Here is a 26,718-nt window from a genome sequence, read left to right on the forward strand (position 1 = left end):
ACCTGTCGGCTCCGGGCTCAAATCCGGCGCAGCAGGAGGGCGCGTTTCCTCAAATCTATCAATCCTTTAAGAGGACGCGATGACAAAGCGCAGTGAATCGAAGTACAAACTCGACCGTCGTATGGGCCAGAACATCTGGGGCCGCCCGAAGAGCCCCGTGAACAAGCGCGAGTACGGCCCGGGCCAGCACGGCCAGCGCCGCAAGGGCAAGCTCTCCGACTTCGGCGTGCAGCTGCGTGCCAAGCAGAAGCTCAAGGGCTACTACGCCAACATTTCCGAGCGCCAGTTCCACGCCATCTACGTGGAAGCGACCCGCCTGAAGGGCGATTCGGGTGAGAACCTGATCGGCCTGCTCGAGCGCCGCCTCGACACGGTGGTCTATCGCGCCAAGTTCGTCTCGACCATGTTCGCCGCCCGCCAGTTCATCAACCACGGCCACGTCAAGGTGAACGGCAAGCGCGTCAACATCGCCAGCTACAAGCTCAAGGTCGGCGATGTCGTCGAGGTCAAGGAAGCCTCCAAGCAGCTCGCGCTGGTGCTGGAAGCGAACGCGCTCGCCGAGCGCGACGTGCCGGACTTCATCGAAGTCGATCACAGCAAGCAGACGGCAAAGTTCAACCGCGTGCCCAATCTCTCGGAAGTCCCCTTCCCAGTGATGATGGAGCCGCACCTGATCGTCGAATACTATTCGCGCTAACCGGGCATGATCCCGAAAAGTGGGCACCGGTTTCCGGACCAGATCATGCCCTCAAAAGCGAATTGCGTTGTTTGATCTCGAAAGGCCCCGGCGCAAACCGGGGCCTTTTTGTTTGCCGTGCTGATCATTAGCGCAGACACTTCGGACATCACTTCACGAGGTTCGTCATGGCCTACACCCCTGTTCCAGCTGACAAGAGCCTGCCGCCGGTCCGCATCAACATGCTGTCCGACACCCAGACGCGGCCGACGCCAGCGATGCGCGAGGCGATCGCCCGCGCCGAGGTCGGCGACGAGCAGATCGGTGACGATCCGACGGTCAACCTGCTGTGCGAACGGGTGGCTGCGCTTCTCGGCAAGGAAGCGGCGGTGTTCCTGCCCTCCGGCACCATGTGCAACGTCGCGGGCATTCTCAGCCATTGCAGGCCGGGCGACGAAATTCTGGCGCACGAGACGGCGCACATCCTCACCAGCGAGGGCGGCGTGCATGCGGCACTCGGCGGCTTTCAGATCACGCCGCTGCTCGGCGCCCATGGTCAGTTCTCGCCTGATGCGCTGCGCGCGGCCTTCCGCGTACCGAGCCGATACGCCCCACCGCAGACCCTGCTCTGCGCCGAGCAGACCGCCAATATCGGCGGAGGAACGATCTGGCCGAAGGCCGTGCTGGACGCGGTCGCGGCCATCGCCAAGGAGCGTGGCCTTGCCACCCACATGGATGGCGCCCGACTACTGAACGCCTGCGTTGCCACCGGCATCCCGGCTCACGCGATGGCTGCCGGGTGGGATTCGGTCTGGATCGACTTCACCAAAGGTCTCGGCGCTCCGATCGGCGCTGCGCTTGCCGGCTCACAGGCGTTCATCGATCAGGTCTGGCGCTGGAAGCAGCGGTTAGGCGGCGCACTGCGCCAGGGCGGCATCGCCGCTGCCGGCTGCTTGCATGCGCTCGACCATCATGTTGACCGGCTTGCAGACGACCACGCCAACGCCCGCACGCTGGCACGTGGCCTTTCACAGATCGACGGTCTCGATGTCCAGCAGCCGGAGACCAACCTCGTCTATGTCGGCATCACAGGTAGCGGGCTCACGCCGGCGAAGCTGCAGGCGGAGCTTCGATCGCGCGGCATCCTGGTCTCGCTGCTGGGCGGGCGCGTGCGCGCCTGCATGCACCTCGACGTGACGGCAGCGATGGTCGATGAGGCCGTTGCGGCCGTGCGTGAGATCGTTCGCGCAAACAGCTAGCCGTTCATCGCAAGCCGCGGATAGGCAGGGATCAATTGCTCCGGTCCATCGATCCATAGACCATGTTCTTGATCATGTTACGGTAGCGTTCGCGCTGCGCGTAGCTCTGCATCATCAGGACGGCGAACATGTCTTCGCGCGGATCGATCCAGAAATAGGTACCACCCGCGCCGCCCCAGTTCAGTTCACCGACAGACCCCGGCCAAGCGCTGGCACCGCGCTCGATCCGCACCGCAAACCCGAGACCAAAGCCGAAGCCTGGACCCGGCAGAAAGTTCGGGCCGGGTGGGATACCGGTCGAGCGGCCGATGTGGTTCGCTCCCATCCAGGCGACGGTTTTGGGGCTGAGATAGCGCTCGCCTTCCAGCGTTCCCCCATTGGTGATCATCTGGGCGAAGCGGGCATAGTCACCGATCGTCGAGATGAGCCCGCCGCCGCCGCTCTGCCACTTGCGAGGGAGGCGCGGATCGAACATCGCCGCCGGCCCCGAGCCACCATCCGCCGCCAACGGCTCGGCAATCAGCGACTGCTTGGCCGGATCCGTCACGTAAAATGAGGTGTTGTGCATACCGAGCGGATCGAACAGCCGCGCCTTCATCACCTCGAACAGCGGTTTTCCTTCCACCACCTCGATCACGCGGCCGAGGATGTCCGTGGAATGGCTATACTCCCAGACTGTGCCCGGCTGGTGCGCCAGCGGCAGGGAAGCGACACGCTCGGCGAATTCGGCATTGTCCATCTGATTGGCGAAGGCCCGCATCTCGCCATAAGCCTTGTGCACCAGCCCATGACCGGAAAAGCCGTAGGTGATGCCGGAGGTATGACGCAGCAGGTCGTGGATCGTGATCGGCCGCTCGGCCGGCACAAGGTCCAGCTTCGGCTTGCCGTCTTCGCCCTTGGTCTCGACGCCGACCTGGGTTTTGGCGAAGGCGGGAATGTATTTTGAAAGAGGCTCGTCGAGCGACAGCTTGCCCTGCTCGACCAGCATCAAGGCGAGGACGGATGTGATCGGCTTCGTCATCGAATAGATGCGAAACAGTGTATCGGGCGTCATCGGCGCCTTGGTCGTCATGTCGCGAACGCCGAAGCTTTCGAAATAGATGGGTCGGCCGCGCCGCTGCACCAGCATAACGACGCCGGGTACGTTGCCGGCTGCGACCTCCGCCTTGAAGAACTCGGTGATGTTAGCAAGCTTGGCTCGCGAGAAGCCCATCGGCTCGGCGGGATGCCCCGCTCCGAAGACCTGGGCCGATGCCGGCGCGGTGGCGATCAGCAACAGCGCTGGGATGAGGGCTTGGCGAAGCAGCTTCATCATATTTTCTCCGCAGAGATCAGCCCCGCACAACGGGAGGCCTTCGCCAGTGCGCCAATCGCAGAAGAACGAATACCCTATGGCGTGGCTTTGACATGCTTGGAAATGTCGGTCGGACAAGGCGAGTTGTCCAAACGGATCGCTAGAGTCGCATCAGGACATCGCTGTGATGTCGCGCAGCATCGTTGGAAAAGCAACAGAAGATCAGCCGCCGGATCGACGACGTGTGTTTGAGGGATTCGATCGAGGTCGTAACGGCGATCCGGGCTGCACGCTCAGCCGGAAAGCGATAGACGCCGGTTGAGATCGACGGGAAAGCGATCGAGGCAAGCCCTTCCGTCTGGGCGATCTCGATGGCGCGGCGATAGCACCCAGCGAGCAGATCGTCCTCATGCTGTCCACCGCCTTGCCAGACCGGACCAACGGCATGGATCACATACCGCGCAGACAGACGGTAGCCCTTCGTGATCTTGGCGTCGCCGGTGGCGCAACCGCGCAACGATCTGCACTCAGCAAGAAGCTCGGGACCGGCCTTGCGGTGGATGGCGCCGTCGACACCGCCGCCGCCAAGTAGCGACGTGTTCGCCGCATTAACGATCGCATCCACCGTAAGCGTGGTGAGATCGGCAACGGTCACCTCGACCGAGGTCTCGCCGATGGTTCGGACGCCAGTCATTCCGTCGCCGTTGGTTGAGGCGTGGGGTAAGGCCGCGGCAAACGTTCCGTCTGACGGCCTCCGGAGGGCGCCATAGCACCCCGACCATTCATCAGCTGCCGACGGCTTGGCGCATCGCCTCGATCACCGGCGATGCTCCGCGGGCCGCCTTAAGGCGGCGGCCCCGCGTTTCAGATCGCGCCGGTCATCACTCCGCGGCCTGACGAACCGCGATGCCCTTGTCGGCGAACAGCTGCTGCAATTCGCTGGCCTGGAACATCTCACGGACGATGTCGCAGCCGCCGACGAACTCGCCCTTCACATAGAGTTGAGGAATGGTCGGCCAGTTCGAATAGGCCTTGATACCGTTCCGCAGCTCGTCGGAATCCAGCACGTTGAGGCCCTTATAGGGTACCCCGATGTGGTCGAGAATCTGCACGACCTGACCGGAGAATCCGCACATCGGAAACTGCGGGGTGCCCTTCATGAACAGCACCACGTCGTTGGACTTCACTTCATTGTCGATGAATTGCTCGATGCTCATGGTCTCGTCCTTTGGCGCCCGCAGGGGCCTGGGCGGCATTTAAGCCTTCAGGCTCGGTTCGGGCGCGTGGTCATGCGTCGCATATATGTATCCCGAAACGGCTGCGCATCCCAATGGAATTTGGCAACGGTGAGATGCAGATCCCGAAGTCGGCCAAAGCCTTGCGGCTTGCATGGGCCCGGCTTTCCGCTGTTGCCATTATAGGGACTCCGAGGCCGGATTTGGCCTGTTCAGGCCCCTCACGGCCAGCCTATCCTTCGAAACCAGATCGTTCCCCGGAACGCATCTTTCACGATGACGTTCTTCTGCCAAAGAGGGATTCCGCGTGACGAACAGCAGTGCGATCAAAGACCAGCCCGAGCAGCGTGCAACCAGGGGGGAACGGCTGGCGGCAGCCTACCGGCAAGTACGGCAGGAGACCGAGCGGCGCGCCGCCCCTCTCTCTCCCGAAGATCAGCTGGTCCAATCGATGCCAGATGCGAGCCCGATCAAGTGGCATCGCGCGCATACGACCTGGTTTTTCGAGCAGTTTCTGCTCGTCCCGCATGTGAAGGGATATCGGCCGTTTCATCCCGATTTCGCCTTCCTGTTCAACTCCTACTATGTGACCGCCGGACCGCGACATGCCCGCACCCATCGCGGCGTCGTCACCCGTCCCTCGGTGGACGAGGTCGACGCTTACCGCGCGCATGTGGACGCCGCCATGGAGAAGGCGCTCGCCACCGCGGATACAACGCTGCTCGAGACCCTCGCGCCGCTGATCGAGATCGGGACCAACCACGAGCAGCAGCATCAGGAGTTGATGCTGACGGACATCCTGCACGCGTTCTCGCTCAACCCGCTCTGTCCGGCCTATGATCCTGCGTGGCAGAGGCCCCGCTCCACGCGCGGCGGCGGCGATTTCATGCTGGCCGAAGGCATCCATACCGTCGGTCATAACGGAAACGGCTATGCGTTCGACAACGAAGGACCCGCTCACCGCACCCTGGTCGGCCCTGTCAGGATCGCCCGCGATCTCGTCACCAACCGCGAATGGCTCGCCTTCATGCAGGACGGCGGCTACACCACCGCGACGCTATGGCTGATGGACGGCTTCGCCGTCGCCACCAACGAAGAGTGGCAGGCGCCCGGCCATTGGCGTGAGATCGATGGTGAGTGGCACACAATGACGCTTGGCGGTCTGCGTTCGCTCGACCTCGACGCGCCGGTCTGCCACATCAGCTACTATGAAGCGGACGCGTTTGCGCGCTGGAGCGGCAAGCATCTGCCGACCGAAACGGAATGGGAAGTCGCCGCCCGCTCCGGTCAGCTCAACGATGCTTTCGGGATCGTCTGGCAGTGGACCCGCAGCGCCTATTCGCCCTACCCCGGCTATCGGGCGGTCGAGGGCGCGCTCGGCGAGTATAACGGCAAGTTCATGGTCAATCAGCTCGTGTTGCGCGGCTCGTCGCTGGCGACGCCGGAGGGCCACAGCCGCGTCACCTACCGCAACTTCTTCTATCCGCATCATCGCTGGCAGTTCATGGGACTGCGCCTCGCAGACTACCGTTCGTGATGCATCAAGCCTGCAGCAGCAAAGCCTGAGGAATTCCGATGAACGCTCATGTCGACGCCCGAGGCTGGCCACAGCCGAATTCGCGCCCCTCGCCATTCGCCCTCGATGCGCTGGAAGGACTGACGCAGACGCCGAAGCGGCTGTCGCCGAAATATTTCTATGACGCGACCGGCTCCGATCTGTTCGAGCAGATCACACGCCTGCCCGAATACTATCCGACGCGGACCGAGCTCGGTATTCTTCGCGAACGCGGGCGTGAGATCACAGCATTCATTCCCAAGGGCGCCGCGCTGGTGGAGTTCGGCGCCGGCGCCACCACCAAGATGCGGCTGCTGCTCGAACACTCGGCGTTCGCAGCCTATGTGCCGGTCGATATCTCCGGCGAATTCCTTCACAGCCAGGCCGCGCGGTTGCGCGCCGACTATCCGACGCTCGCCGTATATCCGGTGGCGGCCGATTTCACGCGAGCCTTCGCGCTGCCGGCCGAAGTCGCAAGCATGCCGAAGGTCGGCTTTTTCCCAGGATCGACGCTCGGCAACTTCGAACCGGACGATGCTGCGCAATTTTTGCGCAAGGCAGCCGCGATCCTCGGCCAGGGCGCGCGTCTCATCCTTGGAGTCGATCTGGAGAAGGATGAACGCATCCTCCACGACGCATACAATGATGCGGCCGGGGTGACCGCGAAATTCAACCTCAACCTGCTCGCGCGCATGAACCGGGAGCTCGGCACGGATTTCGATGCATCGGCGTTCGATCATCGCGCGATCTACAATCGCACGGAGCATCGCATCGAGATGCATCTGCGCAGCCGCAAGGCGCAGAAGATCAGCCTCTGCGGCCGGACCATCATGTTCGCCAGCGGCGAAAGCATCCACACGGAGAATAGCTACAAATACAGCATTCCCCGTTTGCACAAACTCGCGCGCAGTGCAGGCTGGACGCTCAGCCAGTCATGGACCGATGCACAGGCGATGTTCTCGGTGCATGCGCTCGTGGCTGACAGGCCGCCTCCATTAGCGGCCGACTGAGGAGCGCGAGGGCAGCGTCGCCTTGTTGCCGATCGAGATCGCCTCCCAGATCGCGACGATGACCAGAACCGCCGTCGTCGTCAGCGACAGCATCAAAGGCGACAGCAGATAGGCGAACGGCACCAGCAGCAGAAGGGCTGCGATCCCGACCAGGTGCGAGAGTTGCAACAGCCCGTGGATGGTCCGCTTGAAGAAGATCACGCCGATCAGAAACAGCAACGGCCCGCCGACGATCCCAATCACCGCTTTCAGATCGGAATGACCGTCCGGATGAGCAAGCACGAGCTCATCACCTACCGCCACGACGATGATGCCCGCAACGATTGGCATGTGCAGGTAGGTGTAAGCCAACCGCGCCAGCCGGCCGGGGTCCTCGGAATGCGAAATGTTATGGGCGCCGGCTTCCGCTCCCTTGTGAAAGTAGATCCACCACATCGCCAGGCTGCCGACGAACGACGCCAGGAAGGCGCTGATGACGTGCGGCGTCCACGCCAGCTCGGCAAAGGTCGCGCCCGTCACCAGGATCGATTCACCAAGCGCTATGATGATGAACAGCGCGCAGCGCTCCGCCATATGTCCGCCCTCGACGGACCAGTCCTGCAACGAGGACGCCCCCAGTGCCGGCACCCAAAACCGCGCCACGGGTGATGCGTATTCGATCGCCAATGCTGCGATCCAAAACAACAGCCGCGCATGGCTGTCGGCAAGGCCGCCCGCGACCCAGAGCACCCCGCTCAGCAGCAGCCAGACCGTGATGCGCAGGAAATTCCGCCGCAACGGCCCGTTCGACGACGGGATCGACCACAACGTAAACAGCGAACGGCCCACCTGGAACGCAGCAAAGGCCACGCCGAATGCGAGACCGCGATCTTCGAACGCTTTCGGTATCGATGTCGAGAGCACGAGGCCGGCGAGCATCAGCAAGAACAGGCAGATGCGCACAGGCGTCTGTTCGGGATCGAGCCAGTTGGTGATCCAGGAGGTGAAGACCCAAGCCCACCACATCGCCAGAAACAGCACGGCCACTTCGACAACGCCGAGCGGCGTGAAGTGTCTCAGCAAGGTGTGCGATATCTGGGTGACCGCGAAGACGAAGACCAGGTCGAAGAACAATTCGACATAGGTGACGCGATGATGCCCGCCCTCTGGCCGCTCACGCATCAGCGAGACGCGACGGCCTTCGATTGTGACGGTCATGGCACCGCTCGCGCTTTGGGTCTACTTTTCCGGCGCGCTGGTCTGCAGCGCGAGCGCGTGCAAAGCGCCACCCATCTGCCCCCGCAACGCCTGATAGACGATCTGATGTTGCTGAACGCGCGATTTGCCACGGAAGCTTTCGGAAATCACGGTCGCCGCATAGTGGTCGCCGTCTCCGGCGAGATCGCGAATCGTGACGACCGCGTCCGGGATCGCGGCCTTGATCATGCTTTCGATATCCCGGGCATCCATTGGCATATTAGTTCGGGCTCCCTGTCATTGCCATATCGGGGCACTATATTCCGTCCAGCACAGGAGGCACCATGAAAATTCCTGGTCCGGATCATCCCATCACGATCACGCCCAATCCGCGGCGGGTTCGCGTCATTGTCGCAGGCAAGGTCGTCGTCGATACGACCTCGGCGCTTGAGCTGAGAGAGGCGTCCTACCCGGTCGTGAATTATGTTCCACGCAAGGACACCGACATGTCCTTGCTCACGCCGACCGATCACACGACCCATTGCCCCTACAAGGGCGACGCGAGCTATTTCACGATCGCGATCGATGGCAAACCGCAGGACAACGCGGTCTGGAGCTACGAGAAACCGTTTCCCGCCATGGCCGCGATCGCAGGATATCTCGCCTTTTATCCGAACAAGGTCGACAGGATCGAAGAACTTCCTGCCTGACCAGCGTCGTTTGGACCAGCATCAATTGGCCGTTCCCGAAGTGTTCGAGCGAAGCAGGCCGCGCGTCGCCCGAAGCTGAAAAGCGCGCCGAACTGGCGGAGCTTCGGGCTCCGGTTCTGAGCCGGCAGTGCGCTAGCGGTCCACATCCCCCCGCATATAGGCGGGGAACCAGTGTTCGAAGGCTTGCCTGAGCGCAGCGACCTCGACCGGCTGCTCGCCGGCGGCGGCCAAAGTCGTACCACCAGTCGTACCGATGCGCTGGCCTCGCACGCCGGCCGCCTTCGCGGCCGCAAGCACGGCATCGGCCTGGTCGGCTGCAACGGTCACCAGATAACGCGCCTGGTCCTCGCCGAACCACCACGCATGCGGCGGAAGGGAAGCCGCTCCTGCCTCGAGCACGGCGCCGATGTCCCCTGCCAGGGCCATCTCCGCTAGCCCGATCAGCAAGCCGCCATCGGAAAGGTCATGAGCGGCGGTCGCCGAGCCAGCCGTGATCAGTCCGCGCACGAAATCACCATTGCGCTTTTCGGCTGCGAGATCGACCGGCGGCGGAGCCCCCTCTTCCCGGCCGCAGACGTCGCGCAGGTAGATCGACTGGCCGAGCCAGCCCTGGGTATCGCCCACCAGAAGGATCACGTCCCCGGGCCGCTTGAACGCCAGCGTCGCGGACTTGGTAAAGTCGTCGAGCAGACCGACACCGCCGATGGTCGGCGTCGGCAGAATGCCACGGCCGTTGGTTTCGTTGTAGAGCGAGACGTTGCCGGACACGACGGGGAAGTCCAGCGCAGAGCACGCAGCCGAGATACCACGCAGGCAGCCGACGAACTGGCCCATGATCTCGGGCCGTTCGGGGTTACCGAAGTTCAGATTGTCGGTCAGCGCCAGCGGCTTGCCGCCGACGGCGGTGATATTGCGCCAGGCTTCCGCGACCGCCTGCATGCCGCCTTGATAAGGATCGGCCTCGCAGTAGCGCGGGGTCACGTCGGCAGTCAGCGCCAGCCCCTTCGGTCCGTCCAGCACGCGCACCACCGCGGCATCGCCGCCCGGCCGTTGCACCGTGTTGCCCAAGATGACGTGATCGTATTGCTCCCACACCCAGCGGCGCGAGCACATATCCGGCGAGCCGATCAGCTTCAGCAGCGCTTCCGCATTGGACAGCGGCGGCTTTACATCCTGCGGCTTGATTTCCGGCAGCTTCGGCGAATCCACAAACGGCCGATCGTAGACCGGCGCCTCGTCGCCGAGTTCCTTGATCGGCAGGTCGGCCATCACGTCGCCGCCATGCTTGACGACGAAGCGCTTGCTCGGCGTCGTGTAGCCGACGATGGCAAAGTCGAGGCCCCACTTGCGGAAGATCGCTTCGGCCTCGGCCTCCTTCTCGGGCTTCAGCACCATGAGCATGCGCTCCTGGCTCTCCGACAGCATCATCTCGTAGGCACTCATGCCGGTTTCGCGCGTCGGCACCTTGTCGAGGTCGAGATCGACGCCGAGGTCGCCCTTTGCGCCCATCTCCACCGCCGAACAGGTGAGACCCGCAGCGCCCATGTCCTGGATCGCGATCACGCAATCCTTGGCCATGATTTCCAGACACGCCTCAAGCAGCAGCTTTTCGGCGAACGGGTCGCCGACCTGCACGGTCGGGCGCTTCTCCTCCGACGCGTCGTCGAATTCCGCCGACGCCATGGTGGCGCCATGGATGCCGTCACGACCGGTCTTCGAGCCGAGATAGACGATCGGCATGTTCACGCCGGATGCAGCCGCATAGAAAATCTTATCGCTTTCGGCGAGCCCCACGGCCATCGCGTTGACCAGGATGTTGCCGTCATAGCGGGTGTGGAAACGCACCTGGCCGCCGACCGTCGGCACGCCGAACGAATTGCCGTAGCCGCCGACACCCGCGACCACGCCCGACACCAGATGCCGGGTCTTGGGATGCGAGGGCGCACCGAAGCTCAGCGCGTTCAGGCAGGCGATCGGCCGTGCACCCATGGTGAACACGTCGCGCAGGATGCCGCCGACGCCGGTAGTCGCGCCCTGGTATGGCTCGATGAAGCTCGGGTGGTTGTGGCTCTCCATCTTGAAGACGACCGCAAGGCCATCGCCGATGTCGATCACGCCGGCGTTCTCGCCCGGCCCTTGGATCACCCAGGGCGCTTTCGTCGGCAGCCCGCGCAGATGGATGCGCGAAGACTTGTAGGAACAGTGCTCGTTCCACATGGCCGAGAAGATGCCGAGTTCGGTGAAACTGGGCACACGGCCGATCAGCTTCAGGATGCGCTCGTACTCGTCCGGCTTCAGGCCGTGGCTGGCGATCAGGTCGGGGGTGATGGCGGGTTCATTGCGGCTCATGGCCTGCTGTTTATGCGAGAGAGCCTGCGAGCGAAAGGCTCAAATTGGCGGATTTCACGGCGGAATCCCGAGAATCAGGCCCGTGTCGCCGAAGCCCCGCTGCGAACGGCCAGCGAGGCTTCTGGCAGCCACTGGCGCCCGATCCCCTTCCTCCCCAAAGGAGGGCCATGGGAGCCCGTTAAGGGTGTTTTAGCCTCCCGGGAACGGGGCCGCGGCGGACCTGCGTGGCAAATCCCCGTCGGCTGCGCCAATCCGCGCCAGCCCCGTGTTGCACCCAGGGCCCAACACCTCTTAAGACAAGGCCCTCTTAAGACAAGAACTTCCAAGACACTCCAGCAAAAGCCGAACAACAGGAGAGATGTGTGAGCGTGGTTCCGAAAGATGCAGTCGCCCGCCACGACGGGGCGGTCCAGGCGACCTCAGGCGAATTCGCCGGCTGGTGGACCTGGACTCGCGACCGTTTCGAGACGGCGAACGGACCCTTCTGGCACCACGACGAAGGCGACCGGATCAAATGCGCCTTTCGGGTCGAGAAGAAGCACATGAACGGCAGCGGTGCAGTGCATGGCGGCTGCCTGATGACCTTTGCCGACTATTGCCTGTTCGCGCTGAGCAACAAGGTACTGCTGGACGCGCGCGGGGTCACCCTGTCGTTCTCCTCCGAGTTCATCGATGCGGTCTATGAGGGCGAACTGGTGGAAGGCACGGGCGAGGTGGTCCGTGCCGGCCGCTCGATCGTGTTCATGCGCGGCATGCTGTCGTCAGCCGGCCGGCCGGTCCTCAGCTTCTCCGGCACTGTCAAGCGCATCAATGCCCCTCGCAAGCCGGTTTGAACCGGCATCGATGCCATGAGAGATCTCCGCACCACCGATCAGCAAAACCCCTTTTCACCCTATCTGAAGCGGTGGGCACTGACGCCAGATGGCGATCCCATCACCACCCCGCGCGCCGGCCTTCTGCCGGTGCTGCGCGACGGCGAACCGGCAATGCTGAAGGTCTCGACCGAACCCGAAGAAGGCTTCGGTGCGCGCCTGCTGGCCTGGTGGGGTGGCGATGGCGCCGCGCGCGTGCTGGCGCTCGAAGACAACGCATTGCTGTTGGAACGCGCAACCAACGGACGGGCGTTGTCCCATCTGGTGCGCGAGGGCCGGGACGACGAAGCGACCCGCATCACCTGCCGTGTCATCGAACGGCTTCATGCACCAAGGCCGGGCCCGCTGCCAGACCTCATTCCCCTCACCCAGTGGTTCCGTGATCTCACCGATGCCTCACCGGATGGCCTGCTCGGACGGGCCAAGCAACTGGCCATCGGCATGCTCGGCCAGCAAACCGACATCCGGCCGCTGCATGGCGACATCCACCACGACAACATCCTCGATTTCGGCGAACGCGGCTGGCTGGTCATCGATCCGAAGCGACTGATCGGCGACCGTGTGTTCGATTACCTCAACGTGTTCGGCAACCCGGACTTGAAAAGCGCGGCCGATCCGACGTTGTTCGAACGCCGCCTTGCCACCATCGCCGAAGTCGCCCGCCTGGACCGCAAACGGCTGCTGCAATGGCTCCTCGCCTGGAGCGGCCTTTCGGCGATATGGTGCATCAACGACAAGGTGGATGGCGACGTCACCGACCCGGATCGGCTCGCAATCGACCTGAAGGTCGCAGAGCTTGCAGCCGCCGAACTTGATCGCTGACGAAGCTGCTCGCGATTAAGGCTTCTCGAGCAGCTTGCGGAACTTCTCGATCTCGTCCGGCACCAGCTTGGCGATAAACGCCTGCGTCTGCTCCTCGGCAGACGGCACCACCGATGACAGGTCGGCGAAGCGCTTCGTCACCGCCTCGGTTGCAAGCGCCTTGCGCGCGGTGTCGTTCAGCTTGGCGATGACCGCCTTCGACGTGCCTTTCGGTACGAACAGCGCGTTCCAGCCCTGCGACTCGAACTCCGGCAATCCGGCTTCCACCGCCGTCGGCACGTCGGGGAGCGACGGCAGCCGCACCGTCGAGCCGGACACGATCCCGTTCACCTGCTTGCTGAGGATCGCCCCCGAGAGCGACGTCGCGGTGTCGCAAACGCCGTCGATCTGCCCGCCTATCAGGTCGTTCAGCGCCGGCCCCGCGCCACGATAGCCGACCAGCGTCGCCTCGATACCGGCGGCCTTCACGAAGGTCTGGCAGATCAGGTAGTTCGACGAGCCGATCCCCGCATGGCCGAGCGTCACCTTGCCCGGATTGGCCTTAGCGTAGGCGATGAAGTCCTTCAACGTCTTCGCCGGAAAATCCTTCCTTAGCGCGATCAGGCCGAACGTCTTCGCAACCATCCCCACCGGGATGAAGGAGTCCGGCGTGAAGCTCAGGTCGTTATAGATCGTATAGGTTGCGGCATTGGTGCCCGCATTGCCGATAGCGATGGTGTAGCCGTCCGGCTCGGCCCGTGCAGCGCGTGCAAGCGCAGTCGAGCCGCCAGCGCCGGCGACGTTCTCGTTGACGATCCGCTGGCCGATGATGGTCCCCATCTGATCGGCGACCACGCGCGCGATCACATCCGAGGTGCCGCCGGCCGCGAACGGCACGATCATGGTGATTGGACGGGTCGGATATGAACCTTGCGCGAAAGCAGCCGCCGGAAGCAGACACAGCAAGAGCGCAGCGCGAAAGAACAGCATGATCTCCCCCGTTTCTGAACCGCGCGTTTCGCCGCGCATGGTCCGAAACCGCACTATGCAGCGCGACCGCGAGGGAGAGCAAGCCGGCAAGCGCGTGATGACGCACGCCCCCAACCCGAGGAAAGGCACATACTTCGTCAGCGCGGCGAAATATCTCTCCAATTGGAAAATTTGAAAGGCTGTTCGATATGAGCGATCAAGCCGCGCGCTTGAGGTGCTCCGCAAGACCAGCGAACAGCCCGCGTCCGTCGGTGCAGCCCATGATGTCTTCGACGTGATTCTCGGGATGCGGCATCATGCCGAGCACATTGCCCTTTTCGTTGACAATGCCGGCGATGGAGTTGGTCGCACCGTTGATGTTCGAGGTCTCGCCGAGTTCACCTTCGGGCGAGCAGTAGCGATAGAGCACCCGCCCCTCGCCTTCGAGCCGCTTCACAGTCTCTTCGTCGGCCTCGTAATTCCCTTCGCCATGGGCCACGGGCACGCGGATTACCTGTCCCGCATTGTAGCCGCGCGTGAACGGCGAATCCGAACGCTCCACCCGCAGATGCACATCCTTGCAGATGAACTTCAACTTCTCATTGCGCATCAGCACGCCTGGCAGCAGACCAGATTCACACAGAATCTGGAAACCATTGCAGACGCCGAGCACGAGGCCACCCTTGGCGGCATAGGCTCGCACCGCATCCATCACCGGCGAGCGCGCTGCGATCGCGCCGCAGCGCAGGTAGTCGCCATAGGAAAACCCGCCGGGCACCACCACCAGGTCGGTCCCCGCCGGCAATGCCGTCTCGGCGTGCCAAACCATCGCCGCGTCGCGCCCCGAGACGAGCTTGAGCGCACGCGCCATATCGCGTTCACGATTGATGCCAGGGAAAACCAGAACGGCGGATTTCATATGTAACGGATCTTTCCACTGAGCGTGGTGGGGTGCTGAAGCCGGCCCCCACCTTCGGGATCATGCCCTCAGCCCACCACCTCGACGCGATAGTTCTCGATCACCGTGTTGGCGAGCAGCTTGTCGGCGGCCTGCTTCAGCACGGCCTCAGCTTTGGCCTTGTCGATCGCCGCCAATTCGATGTCGAACACCTTGCCCTGCCGGACACTCGCGACGCCATCGACGCCGAGCGACTTCAGTGCCCCCTCAATGGCCTTGCCCTGCGGGTCCAGGATGCCCGACTTCAAGGTGACGGTCACACGCGCTTTCATCGTCAGCCCTTCACCAGCACCGGGCCCGCACCCGCGGGGCGATCGTTGTCGGGATAGATGCCAAGCCGCTTGGCAACTTCCGTGTACGCCTCCAATAGCCCGCCGAGATCGCGACGGAAGCGATCCTTGTCGAGCTTCTCGTTCGACTTGATGTCCCACAACCGGCAGGAGTCCGGCGAGATCTCGTCGGCAACGACGATGCGCATCATCTCGTTCTCGAACAAGCGGCCGCATTCCATCTTGAAGTCGACGAGACGGATGCCGATGCCGAGGAAAAGGCCGGAGAGGAAGTCATTGACGCGGATCGCCAGCGCCATGATGTCGTCGATCTCCTGCGGCGTCGCCCAGCCGAACGCGGTGATGTGCTCTTCGGACACCATCGGGTCGTTGAGCTGGTCGTTCTTGTAGTAAAATTCGATGATCGAACGCGGAAGCTGGGTGCCCTCCTCGATGCCGAGGCGCTGCGACAGCGAGCCTGCCGCCACATTGCGCACCACAACCTCGAGCGGAACGATCTCCACCTCGCGAATCAGCTGCTCACGCATATTGAGGCGGCGGATGAAGTGGGTCGGCACGCCAATGTCGTTCAGATGCTGGAAGACGTATTCCGAAATCCGGTTGTTGAGGACACCTTTGCCCTCGATCACCTGGTGTTTCTTGGCATTGAACGCGGTGGCGTCGTCCTTGAAATGCTGGATCAGGGTGCCGGGCTCCGGGCCCTCATACAGAACCTTTGCCTTGCCTTCGTAAATGCGACGCCGACGGCTCATTGGGATGTACCGTGTGTTGTTGAAGTCCATGGAATGGGCTTGCTCCGCTTTGTGGACACAACTCGCGGCGGAGCTGCCGCGAAAGGCCCGTATCAGGGAAACGAAACGCGAACTGGCCTTGGCGGCAACCTAGCCGATTGGCCCCGTCAGTACAATCGATTGGCGGCATTTTCCCGCGACTTACGTGGCCCTGCTTGGGCCTCCTGATGGCAACCGCCAATCAACCTGGATGGTGCCCAAATGGGCGGATGGAGGTCGCCCGCTGCTGCGACCTTTGCAACGGTTGCCGAAGTCACCGGAAACCTTATATGGAGAGCGCCTATTCTGCCCCTCCATCCATGGACTGAGATATATGACGACTTTCGACAAGCGCGAGGAAGCCTTCGAGAAAAAGTTCGCCCTCGACGAGGAGCTGAAGTTCAAGGCGGAAGCGCGGCGGAACCGGCTGCTCGGGCTATGGGTCGCAGAAAAGCTCGGATTGAGCGGTGATGCGGCGACGGCCTACGCCAAGGAAGTGGTCGCGGCTGATTTCGAGGAATCCGGCGACAATGACGTGCTGCGGAAGGTCGCGAAGGATCTGGCGGCCAAGGGTATCGAGCTCACGGACGTCGAAATCCGCACCAAGATGAATGAATTCCTGGCCGAGGCTGTCGCCCAGGTGAAGGCGGGCCAGTAAACCCACGCGTATTTGGCCGCGGCGAGGCCATTCGGTCGTTCACGTCGCAGTTCCTCCTGCGGATTGTCATCGCCCGTCGGCCAGCTCCGGCCGTTGGCGATGGCAACAAGCGGCGACGTCAACGCGGCTTAGTCTCAGACACCGGAAGCGTTATTTCAGGGTGATGACAAAGCTCGTCTGCCCGTTGATGGTGTAACCTTCGACCTGCTGGCCGTAGGGCTGACGACCGATATTGACGGTGCTGCTGATCGATTCGATCCGGCAGTCTTTTGCAACCACCTCGCGCAGCAGATCGCACTCCCGGGCCGCGGCCTCATAGACCAACCGCTTGCCGCGATCGCGCAGCTTCTGAGCATCCTCGCTCTCGTTGGTCGGCCCCGGCAGAAAGACGTTGATCGAGGACTGCACCCGCACGCTCCCCTCCTGCCGCGGTCCGGCCGGGTCGCCGAACACCCGCGGCACTAGCGGCTGAGCTGAGGCAACCGTCGCCATCGCGACAGATGCCGTAGCCATCAGAATCATCGTCTTGATCACGGTCGTCCTCCAGGAAGCACCCGCAAGGGGCCCGGCGGCAATCCTAACCACGACAGCTTGCAGAGCGACGAAGGCCACGGCCAAAACCTGGGCATGGCGCTTTAGGGAGCATTAACCCCAAGCGCCATGCAGGCTGAGGGTTCAGCCTTCCTTGAAGCCATACTCCGGCACGTTACCGGTGGCGCCATAGTACTTGTAGGGAAGGAACTTGCCCGACATGGTGATCTTGACGCGATCGCCCTTCGGGTTCGCCAGCCGCTCCATCGCGAAATCGAAGTCGATGGCCGACATGATGCCGTCGCCGAACTCCTCTTCAATCAACGCCTTCCAGGCTGGTCCGTTCACCATCACCATCTCGTAGAAGCGATAGATCAACGGATCGGTCGGCGGCATCGGCGTGCCCTCTCCGCGCATCGGCACCTCGTTGAGCATGGCAATCTCGGCCTTCGAGAGACCGAACAGTTCGCCGGCATTCGCCGCCTGCGGCTTCGTCAATTTCATCTGGCCGAGGATAGCCCCGACGATCAGCACCTCGGAATAGCCGCCGATGCTGGTGCAGATGTGCTTCCACGACCAGCCCTTCTCGCGCTTGATGTCGAGAAGCTTTTCGGTGAGGTCGCTGCGTTTCATGAGAGTTCTCCTTGATGAATGATGCGGATGGCAAGCCGGTCAGGCGGCGGGCTCGCTGATGACGGAGGGTTCGGGTAAGGCGGGACGCACCACCGGCACATTGCGCGGGTCGTGGTTCTTCGCCGTCTGGGTGAAGGACTTGCTGCGGCTTACCAGGAAGTCGATGATGTGATTGCGCAGGCCGTAGTAGTGCGGGTGGCGATGGATATCGATGCGCGCGCGATCCTTGGGCAGCGGATTTTCGAGGATCTCGGCGAGCACGGCACCGGGGCCGTTGGTCATCAGGATGATCTTGTCGGCCAGATAGATCGCCTCATCGACATCATGGGTGATCATGAAGGTGGTCTGCCCCGTCTCCAGGCAGATGCGGCGCACCTCGTCCTGCAGCGTGCCGCGCGTCAGCGCATCGAGCGCCGAGAACGGCTCGTCCATCAGCATCATCTTCGGCGTGATCGACAGCGCACGCGCGATGCCGACCCGCTGCTTCATGCCGCCGGAAAGCTCCGACGGTCGCTTGTGCTCGGAACCAGTCAAGCCGACGAGATCGATGAACTTCTGCGCGTGCGCCCTGACCTTCGCTGCGCTCCAGTCCCGCCATTTCGACGACACCGCGAAGGCGACATTGCCGAGAACCGAGCGCCAGGGCAGCAGCGCGTGGCTCTGGAAGATCACCGCGCGATCAAGGCTTGGACCTTCGATCGCCTGTCCATCGACGATCACCGTCCCCTCGCTCGGCTGATCGAGGCCCGCGAGGATGTTCAGCACGGTGGTCTTGCCGCAACCGGAATGACCGATCACGCAGCAGAACTCGCCGCGCTTGATCGGCAGCCACAGGTTCTCGAAGATCGTAGTCGAGCCGCCGGAGGGGCCGGGATAGCGCTTGGCAATCCCTTCGATCGAGACAAATCGTTCGTCGGACACGTCGCTTACTCCGGGAAGGTGACCATACGCGCGAACCGCGCCAGGATCTGGTCGAGGATCATGCCGATCAGCCCGATGAAGAGGATGGCGATGATGACGTTGGTGATCGAAAGGTTGTTCCACTCGTTCCAGACGAAGTAGCCAATGCCGGTGCCGCCCACGAGCATTTCGGCCGCGACGATCACCAGCCAGGCGATGCCGATGGAGATCCGCATGCCGGTGAGGATGGTCGGTGCGGCGGCCGGCAGGATCACCGTGAAGGCGCGGCGCACATTGCCCACCTCCAGCGTGCGGGCGACGTTGATCCACTCTTTGCGGACGGCGGCAACGCCGAATGCGGTATTGATCAGCATCGGCCACAGCGCACAGATGAAGATCACGAAGATCGCCGAAACGCTGGAATCCTTGATCGTGTAGAGCGCGAGCGGCATCCACGCCAACGGCGAGATCGGCTTGAGGATCTGAATGAACGGATCAAGCGCCTTGCTCATCAAGGGCGACATGCCGATCAGGAAGCCGAGCGGCGCGGCGAACACCACCGCCAGCAGATAGCCGAGCAGGACGCGCGCGATCGAGTAGCCGAGCTGGATGCCCAGCCCCTTGTCGTTCGGACCCTTGTCGTAGAACGGGCTCTTGATGTGCTCCCAGAGCTTGGCACCGACGTCGAGCGGGCCCGGCATCGCCGACTTGCCCTGCGTCGCCGTCGCGCCCATCAGCCGTGCATATTCCGGACTCATCGTCGCGGTGGCGCCGGTCCCGCGAGTGGCGATATGCCAACCGATGAGAAAGACAAGCAGCAGCGCGACCGAAACGATCGCAGCGCGCAGAGATAGTGAGCTCGGCATCGTCAGCTCGCCTTTTTGATGGCGAAGCTGTCGAGATAGGCGGCGGGCTTCGCGGGATCGAAGGTCTTGCCCATCACCGAGAACGACTTGCTGGTGGTTACCGGCGGCGTCAGACCGGCTTCTGTCATCAGCTTGGTCGTATCGGTTGCCAGATAGACCTGCTTGGCGATGCCGGCATAGTCGACCTCGCCCTTGATCTGCCCCCAGCGCTTCATCTGGGTCATGATCCAGATCGCGAACGACTCCCACGGGAACGGATCGAAATCGAGCCGCTTGGCGTCGGTCTTCACGTTGCCGAGGCCGTCGGCGAAGGTGCCGGTGAGAATCTGCTCCAGCACGATCTCCGGCTGGTTGATGTAGTTCGCAGGCGCAATCGCTGCGGCGATCTGCTTGCGATTCTCGGCCTTCGCGGCGAACGCGGTCGCCTCGATGATGGCCCGCAACAGCGCCGCGTAGCTGTTCGGCGCAGCGCTGATGAACTCCCGCGACGCCGCAAACGCGCAGCACGGGTGGCCGTCCCACATCTCCTTCGACAGCATGTGAATGAAGCCGACGCCGTCATAGACCGCACGCTGGTTCATCGGATCGGGGCCGAGGAAGCCGTCGATGTTGTCGGCGCGCAGGTTGGCGACCATTTCCGGTGGCGGCACCGCGCGGATCTGCACGTCGGTATCTGGATCGATGCCGTGCTCCGCGAGATAGTAGCGCAGCAGGTAGTTGTGCATCGAGTAGTCGAACGGCACCGCGAACTTGAAACCCTTCCAGCTCTTCGGGTCGCGCTTGTCCTTGTGCTTGACCGACAGCGTGATCGCCTGGCCGTTGATGTTCTCGATCGCAGGTACCGCAAACGGCACCGGCGTCGAGCCGACACCCATGGTGATGGCGATCGGCATCGGCGACAGCATGTGCGCCGCGTCGTATTCCTTGTTCAACGTCTTGTCACGGATCACCGCCCAGCCGGCGGTCTTGATCACCTCAACATTGAGGCCCTGCTTGGAATAGAACCCCATCGGCGCCGCCATGATGATCGGCGTGGCGCAGGTGATCGGGATGAAGCCGACCTTGAGATCCTTCTTCTCGAGTGCACCGCCCTGCGCGAATACCTCCGTCGCGGTCTTGAGCGGGAAGACCTGCGACAGCGCGGCGACGGCGGTCGAGGCACCGACCGATTTCAGGAAGGCTCGCCGGCTGGCGTCCTTGGGAAACACCGCGCGCATCACCGCGGAAGCGACGACCCCTTCGAACCGCTTCTCCTCACTCTCGACCGCCGCGCACTGGAGCTGCAGCCTCAGATCGTCGTCATGGGCGCTCGCGCTGGCGTGACGGCCGCAGCTGCAGCCGGAGGTCAACGCGCGGTCTGGATCGAACGGATTATCGAAGGTCGGCATGGCACTCTCCCTGCTGGGCCGGCGGCTGCCTGGAGAATGAGCAAGGAGCATGCCATCGCCGAAGGTGAGGATTTATCAAGCAACATCAATGATATTGCGACACTTTGACTTCAACGAATTTTCGTAATAAACGAATTATCGTAATCCATAATACGAATTATCGTGACACTGATGAACGTCAGCCTGCCCGTGGGCGACACCCCGCCGATGAGCGCCGAAGAGGCGGCGGCACGCGCCACCGCCTTCGACTTCTCGGTCGACGCGATGCTGCTGATCGACCCGCATGCGGATGCGATCCTGGAAGCCAATGCTGCCGCCTGCGCGTTGCTCGGCTATGACCGCGCCACGCTGCGGCAGATGAAGCTGACGCTGCTGCACGAAGGTCAGGTGCCCTCCCTGATCGTCTTCACCCAGGCCGTGTTCGCGAAGAACACTTACTGGACGACGTCGCTGACGCCGCGCCATGCCACCGGCAAGAAGCTGCAGCTCGAATACGCCGGCTCGCTGATCCCGCAAGGTGACCGACCACTGGTGCTACTGGTGCTGAGCGACCTGCAGCAACGGCGCAGGCGGAGCCTCGATGCCGCCGCCGAGGACCACATGCGCAGCGGCATTGCCGCCTGGCAGCATATGGAGCGCGTGTTCCGCGACATCGAACGCGAGAACCAGCTGATCCTGCGCGCGGCCGGCGAAGGCATCTACGGCGTCAATTCCGAGGGCAAGACCACCTTCGTCAATCCGGCAGCCGAACGCATGCTGGGCTGGTCGGCGGAGGAATTGGTCGGCCGCGACATCCACCCGATCGTCCATCACACCCACCATGATGGCCGGCACTATCCGCACGAGGATTGCCCGATCTACGCGGCGTTTCGCGACGGAGCGGTGCACAAGGTCGATGGCGAAGTGTTCTGGCGCAAGGACGGAACGCCAGTCTGGGTCGAATACACATCGACGCCGATCCGCGATCGCGGGATCGTCGTCGGCGCCGTGATCGTCTTCCACGACGTCACCGAGCGGCGCGAGTCGGAAGAAAAACTGCGCGCAGCGCTGGCCGAAGTCGACCGCCTGCGCGAACGGCTCGAGCAGGAAAATGCTTATCTACAGGAAGAGATCCGCATCGAGATCAATCCGCATGGCATCATCGGCCACAGTGCGGCGATCCAGAAGACGTTGCGGCAGGTACAGCTCGTGGCGCCCACCGATGCGTCGGTGATGATCCACGGCGAGTCCGGCACCGGCAAAGAGCTCGTGGCGCGCGCCATCCACGAAGCCAGCGAACGCCGCGATCGGCCGTTGATCCGGGTCAACTGCGCCGCCATTCCGCGCGAACTGTTCGAGAGCGAATTCTTCGGCCACGTCAAAGGCGCTTTCACTGGAGCGCTGCGCGATCGCATCGGCCGCTTCGAACTGGCCGACGGCGGCACACTGTTTCTCGACGAGGTCGGCGAAATCCCGCTCGAACTGCAAGGCAAGCTGCTGCGCGTCTTGCAGGAGGGCCATTTTGAGCGCGTCGGCGAGGAGAAGACCCGCAGCGTCGATGTGCGCGTGATCGCGGCCACCAACCGTGATCTGAAGCAGGAGGTGCAGCGCGGACGGTTCCGCGAGGACCTCTATTTCCGCCTCAACGTGTTTCCGATCGAAACGCTGCCGCTGCGTGAGCGACGCGAGGACATCCCGCTGCTCGCCCAGCATTTCCTTTCCAACGAGACCAGTGAGCGTAAGGGCGGCCTGCGGCTGTCCGAAGCCGATGCGCGCCGGTTATCGCGCTACGACTGGCCGGGCAATGTACGCGAACTGCAAAACGTCATCGAACGTGCGGTGATTCTGTCACAGAATGGCCGATTGCGTATCGATCTGCCCGACCAGACGCCGCATGCGCCGATTGCCGATGGCGGCAAGGAAGCAAAGCCCGCGGTCATGACCGAGGGCGAAGTCCGCGGTCTCGAGCGCGCCAATATCGTTGCCGCGCTGAGAGCCACCGGCGGCAAGATCTTCGGTCCGGGCGGCGCCGCCGAGCTGATGGACATGAAGCCGACGACGCTCGCCTCACGCATCAAGGCCCTGAAGATCGAGGCACGCGGGTAGGAGCGGAACCGCGCTCGCGTACGACCATCACGAGGCAGCGTGCGCCATCCGCTGTTCGATCGCTGCAAGCGCGCGCTCGAGATCGGTTTGCACGTCCGCCTCGGCGATATCGGCTACCCGGTAGCCCCGCGCCTCAAGCCACTGGCGCCGCTCGCTGCGATCCTTCGCGACCTCATCCGTCTCGTTCACGCCGACCAACTCGATGGCCAGGCGCAGCGGGAAGGAGACGAAGTCGGGAATTTGCCGACCCACCGGGGTCTGCCGCTTGAACTGCCCGGCAAACCGGCGATCTTTCGTCAGCGCCTTCCACAAGACTCGCTCGGCATCCGAGGTGTTCCGCCGCAGCAGCCGCGCGAGCCCGCGCACCGGCCCCTGCTCCGCCGGCATGCGTCCGGAGCCATCCTTCGCCAGCAGAGCCCGCAGCCGCATCGCCTCGTCGCTGTCGAGCACGCCACCGCGTGCCGGCCCCTTCCTTCCTTCGGCAATCGCCTTGATCGCGCCGTGCAACGTCTGCATGTCCTGCTGTGTCGGCTCCATCCGCGTGAAGATGTTGCGCAGATTGACGATCATGGTGTCGCGCTTTTCAGGCGGCCGCAAGAATTCGACGCGATCGAGCTCCGCAACGAGCGTCTCGAAGAAGGCCTGCATCTGCGCCTTGGCCGCGCGCTGCGACCGTTCGTTGGTCGCGAACGGCAACACGCCATCCCTGGCGTGCTTGAACCACTCATACCCCATCAGCAGCACGGCCTGCGCGAGGTTCAGCGAGGCGAACTCCGGCACCACCGGAAACGTGATGATACGGTCGGCAAGAGCCACCTCCTCGTTGGTCAGCCCCCACCGCTCGCGCCCGAACAGGATCGCGACCTTGCCCTCTGCGGCGATCTCGCCCGCCATCGCCTGCGCGGCCTGCTCCGGCGCCTGCACTGGCTTCGCCTGATCGTGGGCGCGGGCAGTGGTGGCGAACACGAGCGAGCAGTCCGCGATCGCCGACTGCGGCGTCTCGAACAGTTGCGCGCCGTTGATGATCGCATCGGCGCCCGATGCAGCCCGCAAGGCGTGGATGTTCGGCCAACCATCGCGTGGGTTGACGATGCGCAATTGCGACAGGCCAAAGTTGCCCATCGCCCGCGCAGCCATGCCGATGTTCTGGCCAAGTTGCGGCTCGACCAGCACCACAATGGGCGCCGGCCCGCTCACGACCGCCTTGCCGGGTTTGGTTCCAGACTCCGTCATCCGTGTGTCATTTCCGTTTTCACGGCTCCCCGTTTGCGCGTCTTGAGGATTTTCTCAAGCAAATAATGCAGCACGAAGCCCGAAGCATCGGAGAGACCGGTACTGCTCAACAGACGACGATATCGACGATCCCATCGATCGCGCGCAGCGCGTCGATCGACTCGACAGGCGTCAGCGTCTCACCGAGGCGGCGTACCGTCCGGTAATTCGCGATCAGCAATTCGTCCAGCGCCCGCCGACGCTGCTCCGAGTAACGATAGGGCGCGTATTCGATCGCAAGCGGCACTTGGCCGAGATAATCGCCGAGTCCCTCGATCACCTCGGGTTCGAGCCCTTCCACATCGATCCAGACCAGACCGATGTCCTGCGGCCCGATCAGCGGCCGCAACTCGTCGTCGAGCCTCGCCATCGCCACCGGCACGCTGATTGTCCCGTCATATGAGGGACGGCGGCCGATCGCATGAGCCGCCTGATTTCTCGGATGCAGATGCAGAATGGCCTCCCCGGCTGCCTTGCCGAGCGCCTTGCCGATGGCTGTCACTCGCCCCGAAAGTTCGTTGATTGCGGCATTCATGCACAGCAGGCGAAGATTGCGCGGTTCCGGTTCAAAGGCGACGACGCGGGCGAAGGCGCCGCTCGTCAGGGCGTAGACCGTATGCGTCCCGATATTGGCGCCGACGTCGATGAACGCCTTGCCCTTGGGAGCCAGCCCTGCCTCCTCCAACGCCCGCACGGCTTGCAGAAATTCTTCCCGCTGCCACTCACCGCGCCACATCAGATTGGATCCGACCACCCGGTCGGACGGATCGACGAAGAACTTGCCTCCAGGCAGTTCGCAATAAACGAGATGCCCCCGCGCCGAGACCGCGTTCAGAACCGTCTCCCGGAACGAGCGTGTTCCGAGCAACACAGGCTCGAGAAGCCGCCGCCGCAGCCGGCGCCGGAAGCGCCCGCCGAGCCCGCGCAGATTCTGCCATACGGTGAGTTCGTCCGTATCTCCGATGCCCTGGCTCATGGCACGATCATGCCAAAGCAGGAAAACCCATACAACCGCTGCGGCTCAGGGCGTCCTTTTGACCACCTTCCGTGGAGCAAGGGGCGATGCTATAGCGGCCTGCGGAAGACGAATCCGCCCCCCGGCCCACCGTCCTAAATTCAAGGTAAGGCTCTGTCCAACATGGCAAAAATCAAGGTGACCAACCCGGTCGTCGAACTCGACGGCGACGAGATGACCCGGATCATCTGGCAGTACATCAAGGACAAGCTGATCCATCCCTACCTGGATGTCGAACTGCTGTATTTCGACCTCGGCATGGAATACCGCGACAAGACCAACGATCAGGTCACGATCGACGCGGCCAACGCCATCAAGCAGCACGGTGTCGGCGTCAAATGCGCCACCATCACCCCGGACGAAGCGCGGGTGAAGGAATTCAATCTTAAGGAGATGTGGAAGTCGCCGAACGGCACGATCCGCAACATCCTCGGCGGCGTGATCTTCCGCGAGCCGATCATCTGCAAGAACGTGCCGCGTCTGGTGCCCGGCTGGACCAAGCCGATCATCATCGGCCGCCATGCTTTCGGCGATCAATACCGCGCCACCGACATCAAGTTCCCGAGCAAGGGCACGCTGTCGATGAAGTTCGTCGGCGAGGACGGCACGGTGATCGAGCGCGAGGTGTTCAAGGCGCCGGGCGGCGGCGTCGCCATGAGCATGTACAACCTCGACGCCTCGATCATGGATTTCGCCCGCGCCTCCTTCAACTACGGTCTGCAGCGCAAGTATCCTGTCTACCTGTCGACCAAGAACACGATCCTGAAGGTCTATGACGGCCGCTTCAAGGACATCTTCCAGGACATCTACGATCGCGAGTTCAAGAAGCAGTTCGAAGAGAACGGCCTCACCTACGAGCATCGTCTGATCGACGACATGGTCGCCTCGGCACTGAAGTGGTCCGGCGGTTATGTCTGGGCCTGTAAGAACTACGACGGCGACGTGCAGTCCGACACGGTTGCGCAGGGTTACGGCTCGCTCGGCCTGATGACCTCGGTGCTGCTGACGCCGGACGGCCAGACGATGGAAGCGGAAGCGGCGCACGGCACCGTGACCCGTCACTATCGCGAGCACCAGAAGGGCAAGGAGACCTCGACCAACTCCATCGCCTCGATCTTCGCCTGGACCCAGGGCCTGTCGCACCGCGCCAAGCTCGACGACAACAAGGATCTCGCCAACTTCGCCACCACGCTGGAGAAAGTTTGCGTGGACACCGTCGAGTCCGGCTTCATGACCAAGGATCTCGCGCTGCTGGTCGGCGCCGAGCAGCGCTGGCTCTCGACCACCGGCTTCCTCGACAAGGTATCGGATAATCTGACCAAGGCGCTCGGCAAGTAAGCCCCGGTCTTGCATGCATCCATCAGGGGCGCCGGCGACGGCGCCCTTTTTGTTTTACTGCGCCATCCCCGCTTCGGAACCAAACGCGTTCGAGCACAGGGAGGGTTC

27 protein-coding genes are annotated in these 26,718 nt (G+C 63.0%); 10 read left to right on the top strand and 17 right to left on the bottom strand.

What is annotated here, in order from left to right; genetic code table 11:
* Window positions 1-79 precede the first annotated feature (79 nt).
* Window positions 80-697 (top strand): 30S ribosomal protein S4, encoded by a 618-nt coding sequence (gene rpsD / locus X566_RS23240; protein ID WP_034472016.1) that lies wholly within the window; start codon window positions 80-82, stop codon window positions 695-697.
* Between the two features lie 167 nt (window positions 698-864).
* The gene (locus X566_RS23245; protein ID WP_034472019.1) at window positions 865-1,935 is read left to right on the top strand and encodes a low specificity L-threonine aldolase; all 1,071 of its coding nucleotides are present in this window, start codon (window positions 865-867) and stop codon (window positions 1,933-1,935) included.
* 31 nt (window positions 1,936-1,966) lie between these two features.
* Here the strand turns inward: X566_RS23245 and X566_RS23250 are convergent, their stop codons facing one another.
* The 3 genes from X566_RS23250 to grxD form a co-directional block, all read right to left on the bottom strand.
* Window positions 1,967-3,250: a serine hydrolase gene (locus X566_RS23250; RefSeq protein ID WP_206538721.1), complete on the bottom strand. Its 1,284-nt coding sequence runs from the start codon at window positions 3,248-3,250 to the stop codon at window positions 1,967-1,969.
* Between the two features lie 139 nt (window positions 3,251-3,389).
* Window positions 3,390-3,923, bottom strand: coding sequence for an O-acetyl-ADP-ribose deacetylase (locus tag X566_RS23255; protein WP_034472022.1), 534 nt, complete (start codon window positions 3,921-3,923; stop codon window positions 3,390-3,392).
* 187 nt (window positions 3,924-4,110) lie between these two features.
* Window positions 4,111-4,446 (bottom strand): Grx4 family monothiol glutaredoxin, encoded by a 336-nt coding sequence (gene grxD / locus X566_RS23260; RefSeq protein WP_034472899.1) that lies wholly within the window; start codon window positions 4,444-4,446, stop codon window positions 4,111-4,113.
* Between the two features lie 343 nt (window positions 4,447-4,789).
* On the opposite strand from grxD, the gene egtB reads away from it, so the two are divergent.
* Window positions 4,790-6,001, top strand: coding sequence for an ergothioneine biosynthesis protein EgtB (gene egtB, locus X566_RS23265; protein ID WP_051444499.1), 1,212 nt, complete (start codon window positions 4,790-4,792; stop codon window positions 5,999-6,001).
* Window positions 6,002-6,039: 38 nt separating this feature from the next.
* Window positions 6,040-7,029 (top strand): L-histidine N(alpha)-methyltransferase, encoded by a 990-nt coding sequence (egtD, locus tag X566_RS23270; protein WP_034472025.1) that lies wholly within the window; start codon window positions 6,040-6,042, stop codon window positions 7,027-7,029.
* Here egtD and X566_RS23275 read toward each other — a convergent pair.
* Together X566_RS23275 and X566_RS23280 are read right to left on the bottom strand one after the other, a co-directional pair.
* Window positions 7,015-8,226, bottom strand: a complete 1,212-nt coding sequence (locus tag X566_RS23275; protein WP_051444458.1) for a low temperature requirement protein A — start codon at window positions 8,224-8,226, stop codon at window positions 7,015-7,017. The genes egtD and X566_RS23275 overlap by 15 nt on opposite strands.
* A 21-nt stretch (window positions 8,227-8,247) precedes the next feature.
* Window positions 8,248-8,484: a BolA family protein gene (locus tag X566_RS23280; RefSeq protein ID WP_034472028.1), complete on the bottom strand. Its 237-nt coding sequence runs from the start codon at window positions 8,482-8,484 to the stop codon at window positions 8,248-8,250.
* Window positions 8,485-8,549: 65 nt separating this feature from the next.
* Between X566_RS23280 and X566_RS23285 the strand changes: the two genes are divergently transcribed.
* Complete coding sequence (locus tag X566_RS23285) at window positions 8,550-8,915, top strand: DUF427 domain-containing protein (protein WP_034472030.1); 366 nt, start codon at window positions 8,550-8,552, stop codon at window positions 8,913-8,915.
* 132 nt (window positions 8,916-9,047) lie between these two features.
* Here the strand turns inward: X566_RS23285 and purL are convergent, their stop codons facing one another.
* Window positions 9,048-11,264, bottom strand: a complete 2,217-nt coding sequence (purL, locus tag X566_RS23290) for a phosphoribosylformylglycinamidine synthase subunit PurL (protein WP_034472034.1) — start codon at window positions 11,262-11,264, stop codon at window positions 9,048-9,050.
* A 362-nt stretch (window positions 11,265-11,626) separates the two neighbouring features.
* Between purL and X566_RS23295 the strand changes: the two genes are divergently transcribed.
* Entirely contained in the window at window positions 11,627-12,097 is a 471-nt protein-coding gene (locus X566_RS23295; protein ID WP_034472037.1) for a PaaI family thioesterase, read from the top strand.
* 15 nt (window positions 12,098-12,112) lie between these two features.
* The gene (locus X566_RS23300; RefSeq protein WP_051444459.1) at window positions 12,113-12,958 is read left to right on the top strand and encodes an aminoglycoside phosphotransferase family protein; all 846 of its coding nucleotides are present in this window, start codon (window positions 12,113-12,115) and stop codon (window positions 12,956-12,958) included.
* 15 nt (window positions 12,959-12,973) lie between these two features.
* Here the strand turns inward: X566_RS23300 and X566_RS23305 are convergent, their stop codons facing one another.
* The 4 genes from X566_RS23305 to purC form a co-directional block, all read right to left on the bottom strand.
* A complete protein-coding gene (locus X566_RS23305) occupies window positions 12,974-13,927 on the bottom strand; it encodes a tripartite tricarboxylate transporter substrate-binding protein (protein WP_034472907.1) in 954 nt (317 codons plus the stop codon).
* A gap of 196 nt (window positions 13,928-14,123) precedes the next feature.
* Window positions 14,124-14,825, bottom strand: a complete 702-nt coding sequence (purQ, locus tag X566_RS23310; RefSeq protein ID WP_034472039.1) for a phosphoribosylformylglycinamidine synthase subunit PurQ — start codon at window positions 14,823-14,825, stop codon at window positions 14,124-14,126.
* 68 nt (window positions 14,826-14,893) lie between these two features.
* Window positions 14,894-15,136 (bottom strand): phosphoribosylformylglycinamidine synthase subunit PurS, encoded by a 243-nt coding sequence (gene purS / locus X566_RS23315; protein ID WP_034472041.1) that lies wholly within the window; start codon window positions 15,134-15,136, stop codon window positions 14,894-14,896.
* Between the two features lie 2 nt (window positions 15,137-15,138).
* Window positions 15,139-15,906, bottom strand: a complete 768-nt coding sequence (purC, locus tag X566_RS23320) for a phosphoribosylaminoimidazolesuccinocarboxamide synthase (RefSeq protein ID WP_173402603.1) — start codon at window positions 15,904-15,906, stop codon at window positions 15,139-15,141.
* Window positions 15,907-16,258: 352 nt separating this feature from the next.
* On the opposite strand from purC, the gene X566_RS23325 reads away from it, so the two are divergent.
* A complete protein-coding gene (locus tag X566_RS23325) occupies window positions 16,259-16,582 on the top strand; it encodes a DUF1476 domain-containing protein (RefSeq protein WP_034472045.1) in 324 nt (107 codons plus the stop codon).
* A gap of 150 nt (window positions 16,583-16,732) precedes the next feature.
* Here X566_RS23325 and X566_RS25390 read toward each other — a convergent pair whose 3' ends face one another.
* From X566_RS25390 to X566_RS23350, 5 genes are all read right to left on the bottom strand, one after another.
* The gene (locus tag X566_RS25390; RefSeq protein ID WP_244434859.1) at window positions 16,733-17,194 is read right to left on the bottom strand and encodes a hypothetical protein; all 462 of its coding nucleotides are present in this window, start codon (window positions 17,192-17,194) and stop codon (window positions 16,733-16,735) included.
* 63 nt (window positions 17,195-17,257) lie between these two features.
* Window positions 17,258-17,746 carry a cyanase gene (cynS, locus tag X566_RS23335; protein ID WP_051444460.1) on the bottom strand — a complete coding sequence of 163 codons (489 nt, stop codon included), beginning with the start codon at window positions 17,744-17,746 and terminating at the stop codon, window positions 17,258-17,260.
* Window positions 17,747-17,785: 39 nt separating this feature from the next.
* The gene (locus X566_RS23340; RefSeq protein ID WP_034472051.1) at window positions 17,786-18,667 is read right to left on the bottom strand and encodes an ABC transporter ATP-binding protein; all 882 of its coding nucleotides are present in this window, start codon (window positions 18,665-18,667) and stop codon (window positions 17,786-17,788) included.
* Window positions 18,668-18,672: 5 nt separating this feature from the next.
* Window positions 18,673-19,512 carry a nitrate ABC transporter permease gene (gene ntrB, locus X566_RS23345; RefSeq protein WP_034472054.1) on the bottom strand — a complete coding sequence of 280 codons (840 nt, stop codon included), beginning with the start codon at window positions 19,510-19,512 and terminating at the stop codon, window positions 18,673-18,675.
* A 2-nt stretch (window positions 19,513-19,514) separates the two neighbouring features.
* Window positions 19,515-20,900, bottom strand: a complete 1,386-nt coding sequence (locus tag X566_RS23350) for a CmpA/NrtA family ABC transporter substrate-binding protein (protein ID WP_034472055.1) — start codon at window positions 20,898-20,900, stop codon at window positions 19,515-19,517.
* Between the two features lie 171 nt (window positions 20,901-21,071).
* Between X566_RS23350 and X566_RS23355 the strand changes: the two genes are divergently transcribed.
* Complete coding sequence (locus X566_RS23355; protein WP_051444461.1) at window positions 21,072-22,985, top strand: sigma 54-interacting transcriptional regulator; 1,914 nt, start codon at window positions 21,072-21,074, stop codon at window positions 22,983-22,985.
* A gap of 27 nt (window positions 22,986-23,012) precedes the next feature.
* Here X566_RS23355 and X566_RS23360 read toward each other — a convergent pair whose 3' ends face one another.
* Both X566_RS23360 and X566_RS23365 read right to left on the bottom strand, forming a co-directional pair.
* Window positions 23,013-24,218 (bottom strand): TrmJ/YjtD family RNA methyltransferase, encoded by a 1,206-nt coding sequence (locus tag X566_RS23360; protein ID WP_034472057.1) that lies wholly within the window; start codon window positions 24,216-24,218, stop codon window positions 23,013-23,015.
* A 106-nt stretch (window positions 24,219-24,324) separates the two neighbouring features.
* The gene (locus X566_RS23365) at window positions 24,325-25,233 is read right to left on the bottom strand and encodes an FkbM family methyltransferase (protein WP_034472060.1); all 909 of its coding nucleotides are present in this window, start codon (window positions 25,231-25,233) and stop codon (window positions 24,325-24,327) included.
* A gap of 162 nt (window positions 25,234-25,395) precedes the next feature.
* Here X566_RS23365 and X566_RS23370 point away from each other — a divergent pair, with 162 nt between their 5' ends.
* On the top strand, window positions 25,396-26,610 hold the full coding sequence (locus X566_RS23370; RefSeq protein WP_034472063.1) for an NADP-dependent isocitrate dehydrogenase: 1,215 nt from the start codon (window positions 25,396-25,398) through the stop codon (window positions 26,608-26,610).
* Window positions 26,611-26,718 lie beyond the last annotated feature (108 nt).

It is taken from the genome of Afipia sp. P52-10 (assembly GCF_000516555.1).
Taxonomy (GTDB): domain Bacteria; phylum Pseudomonadota; class Alphaproteobacteria; order Rhizobiales; family Xanthobacteraceae; genus P52-10.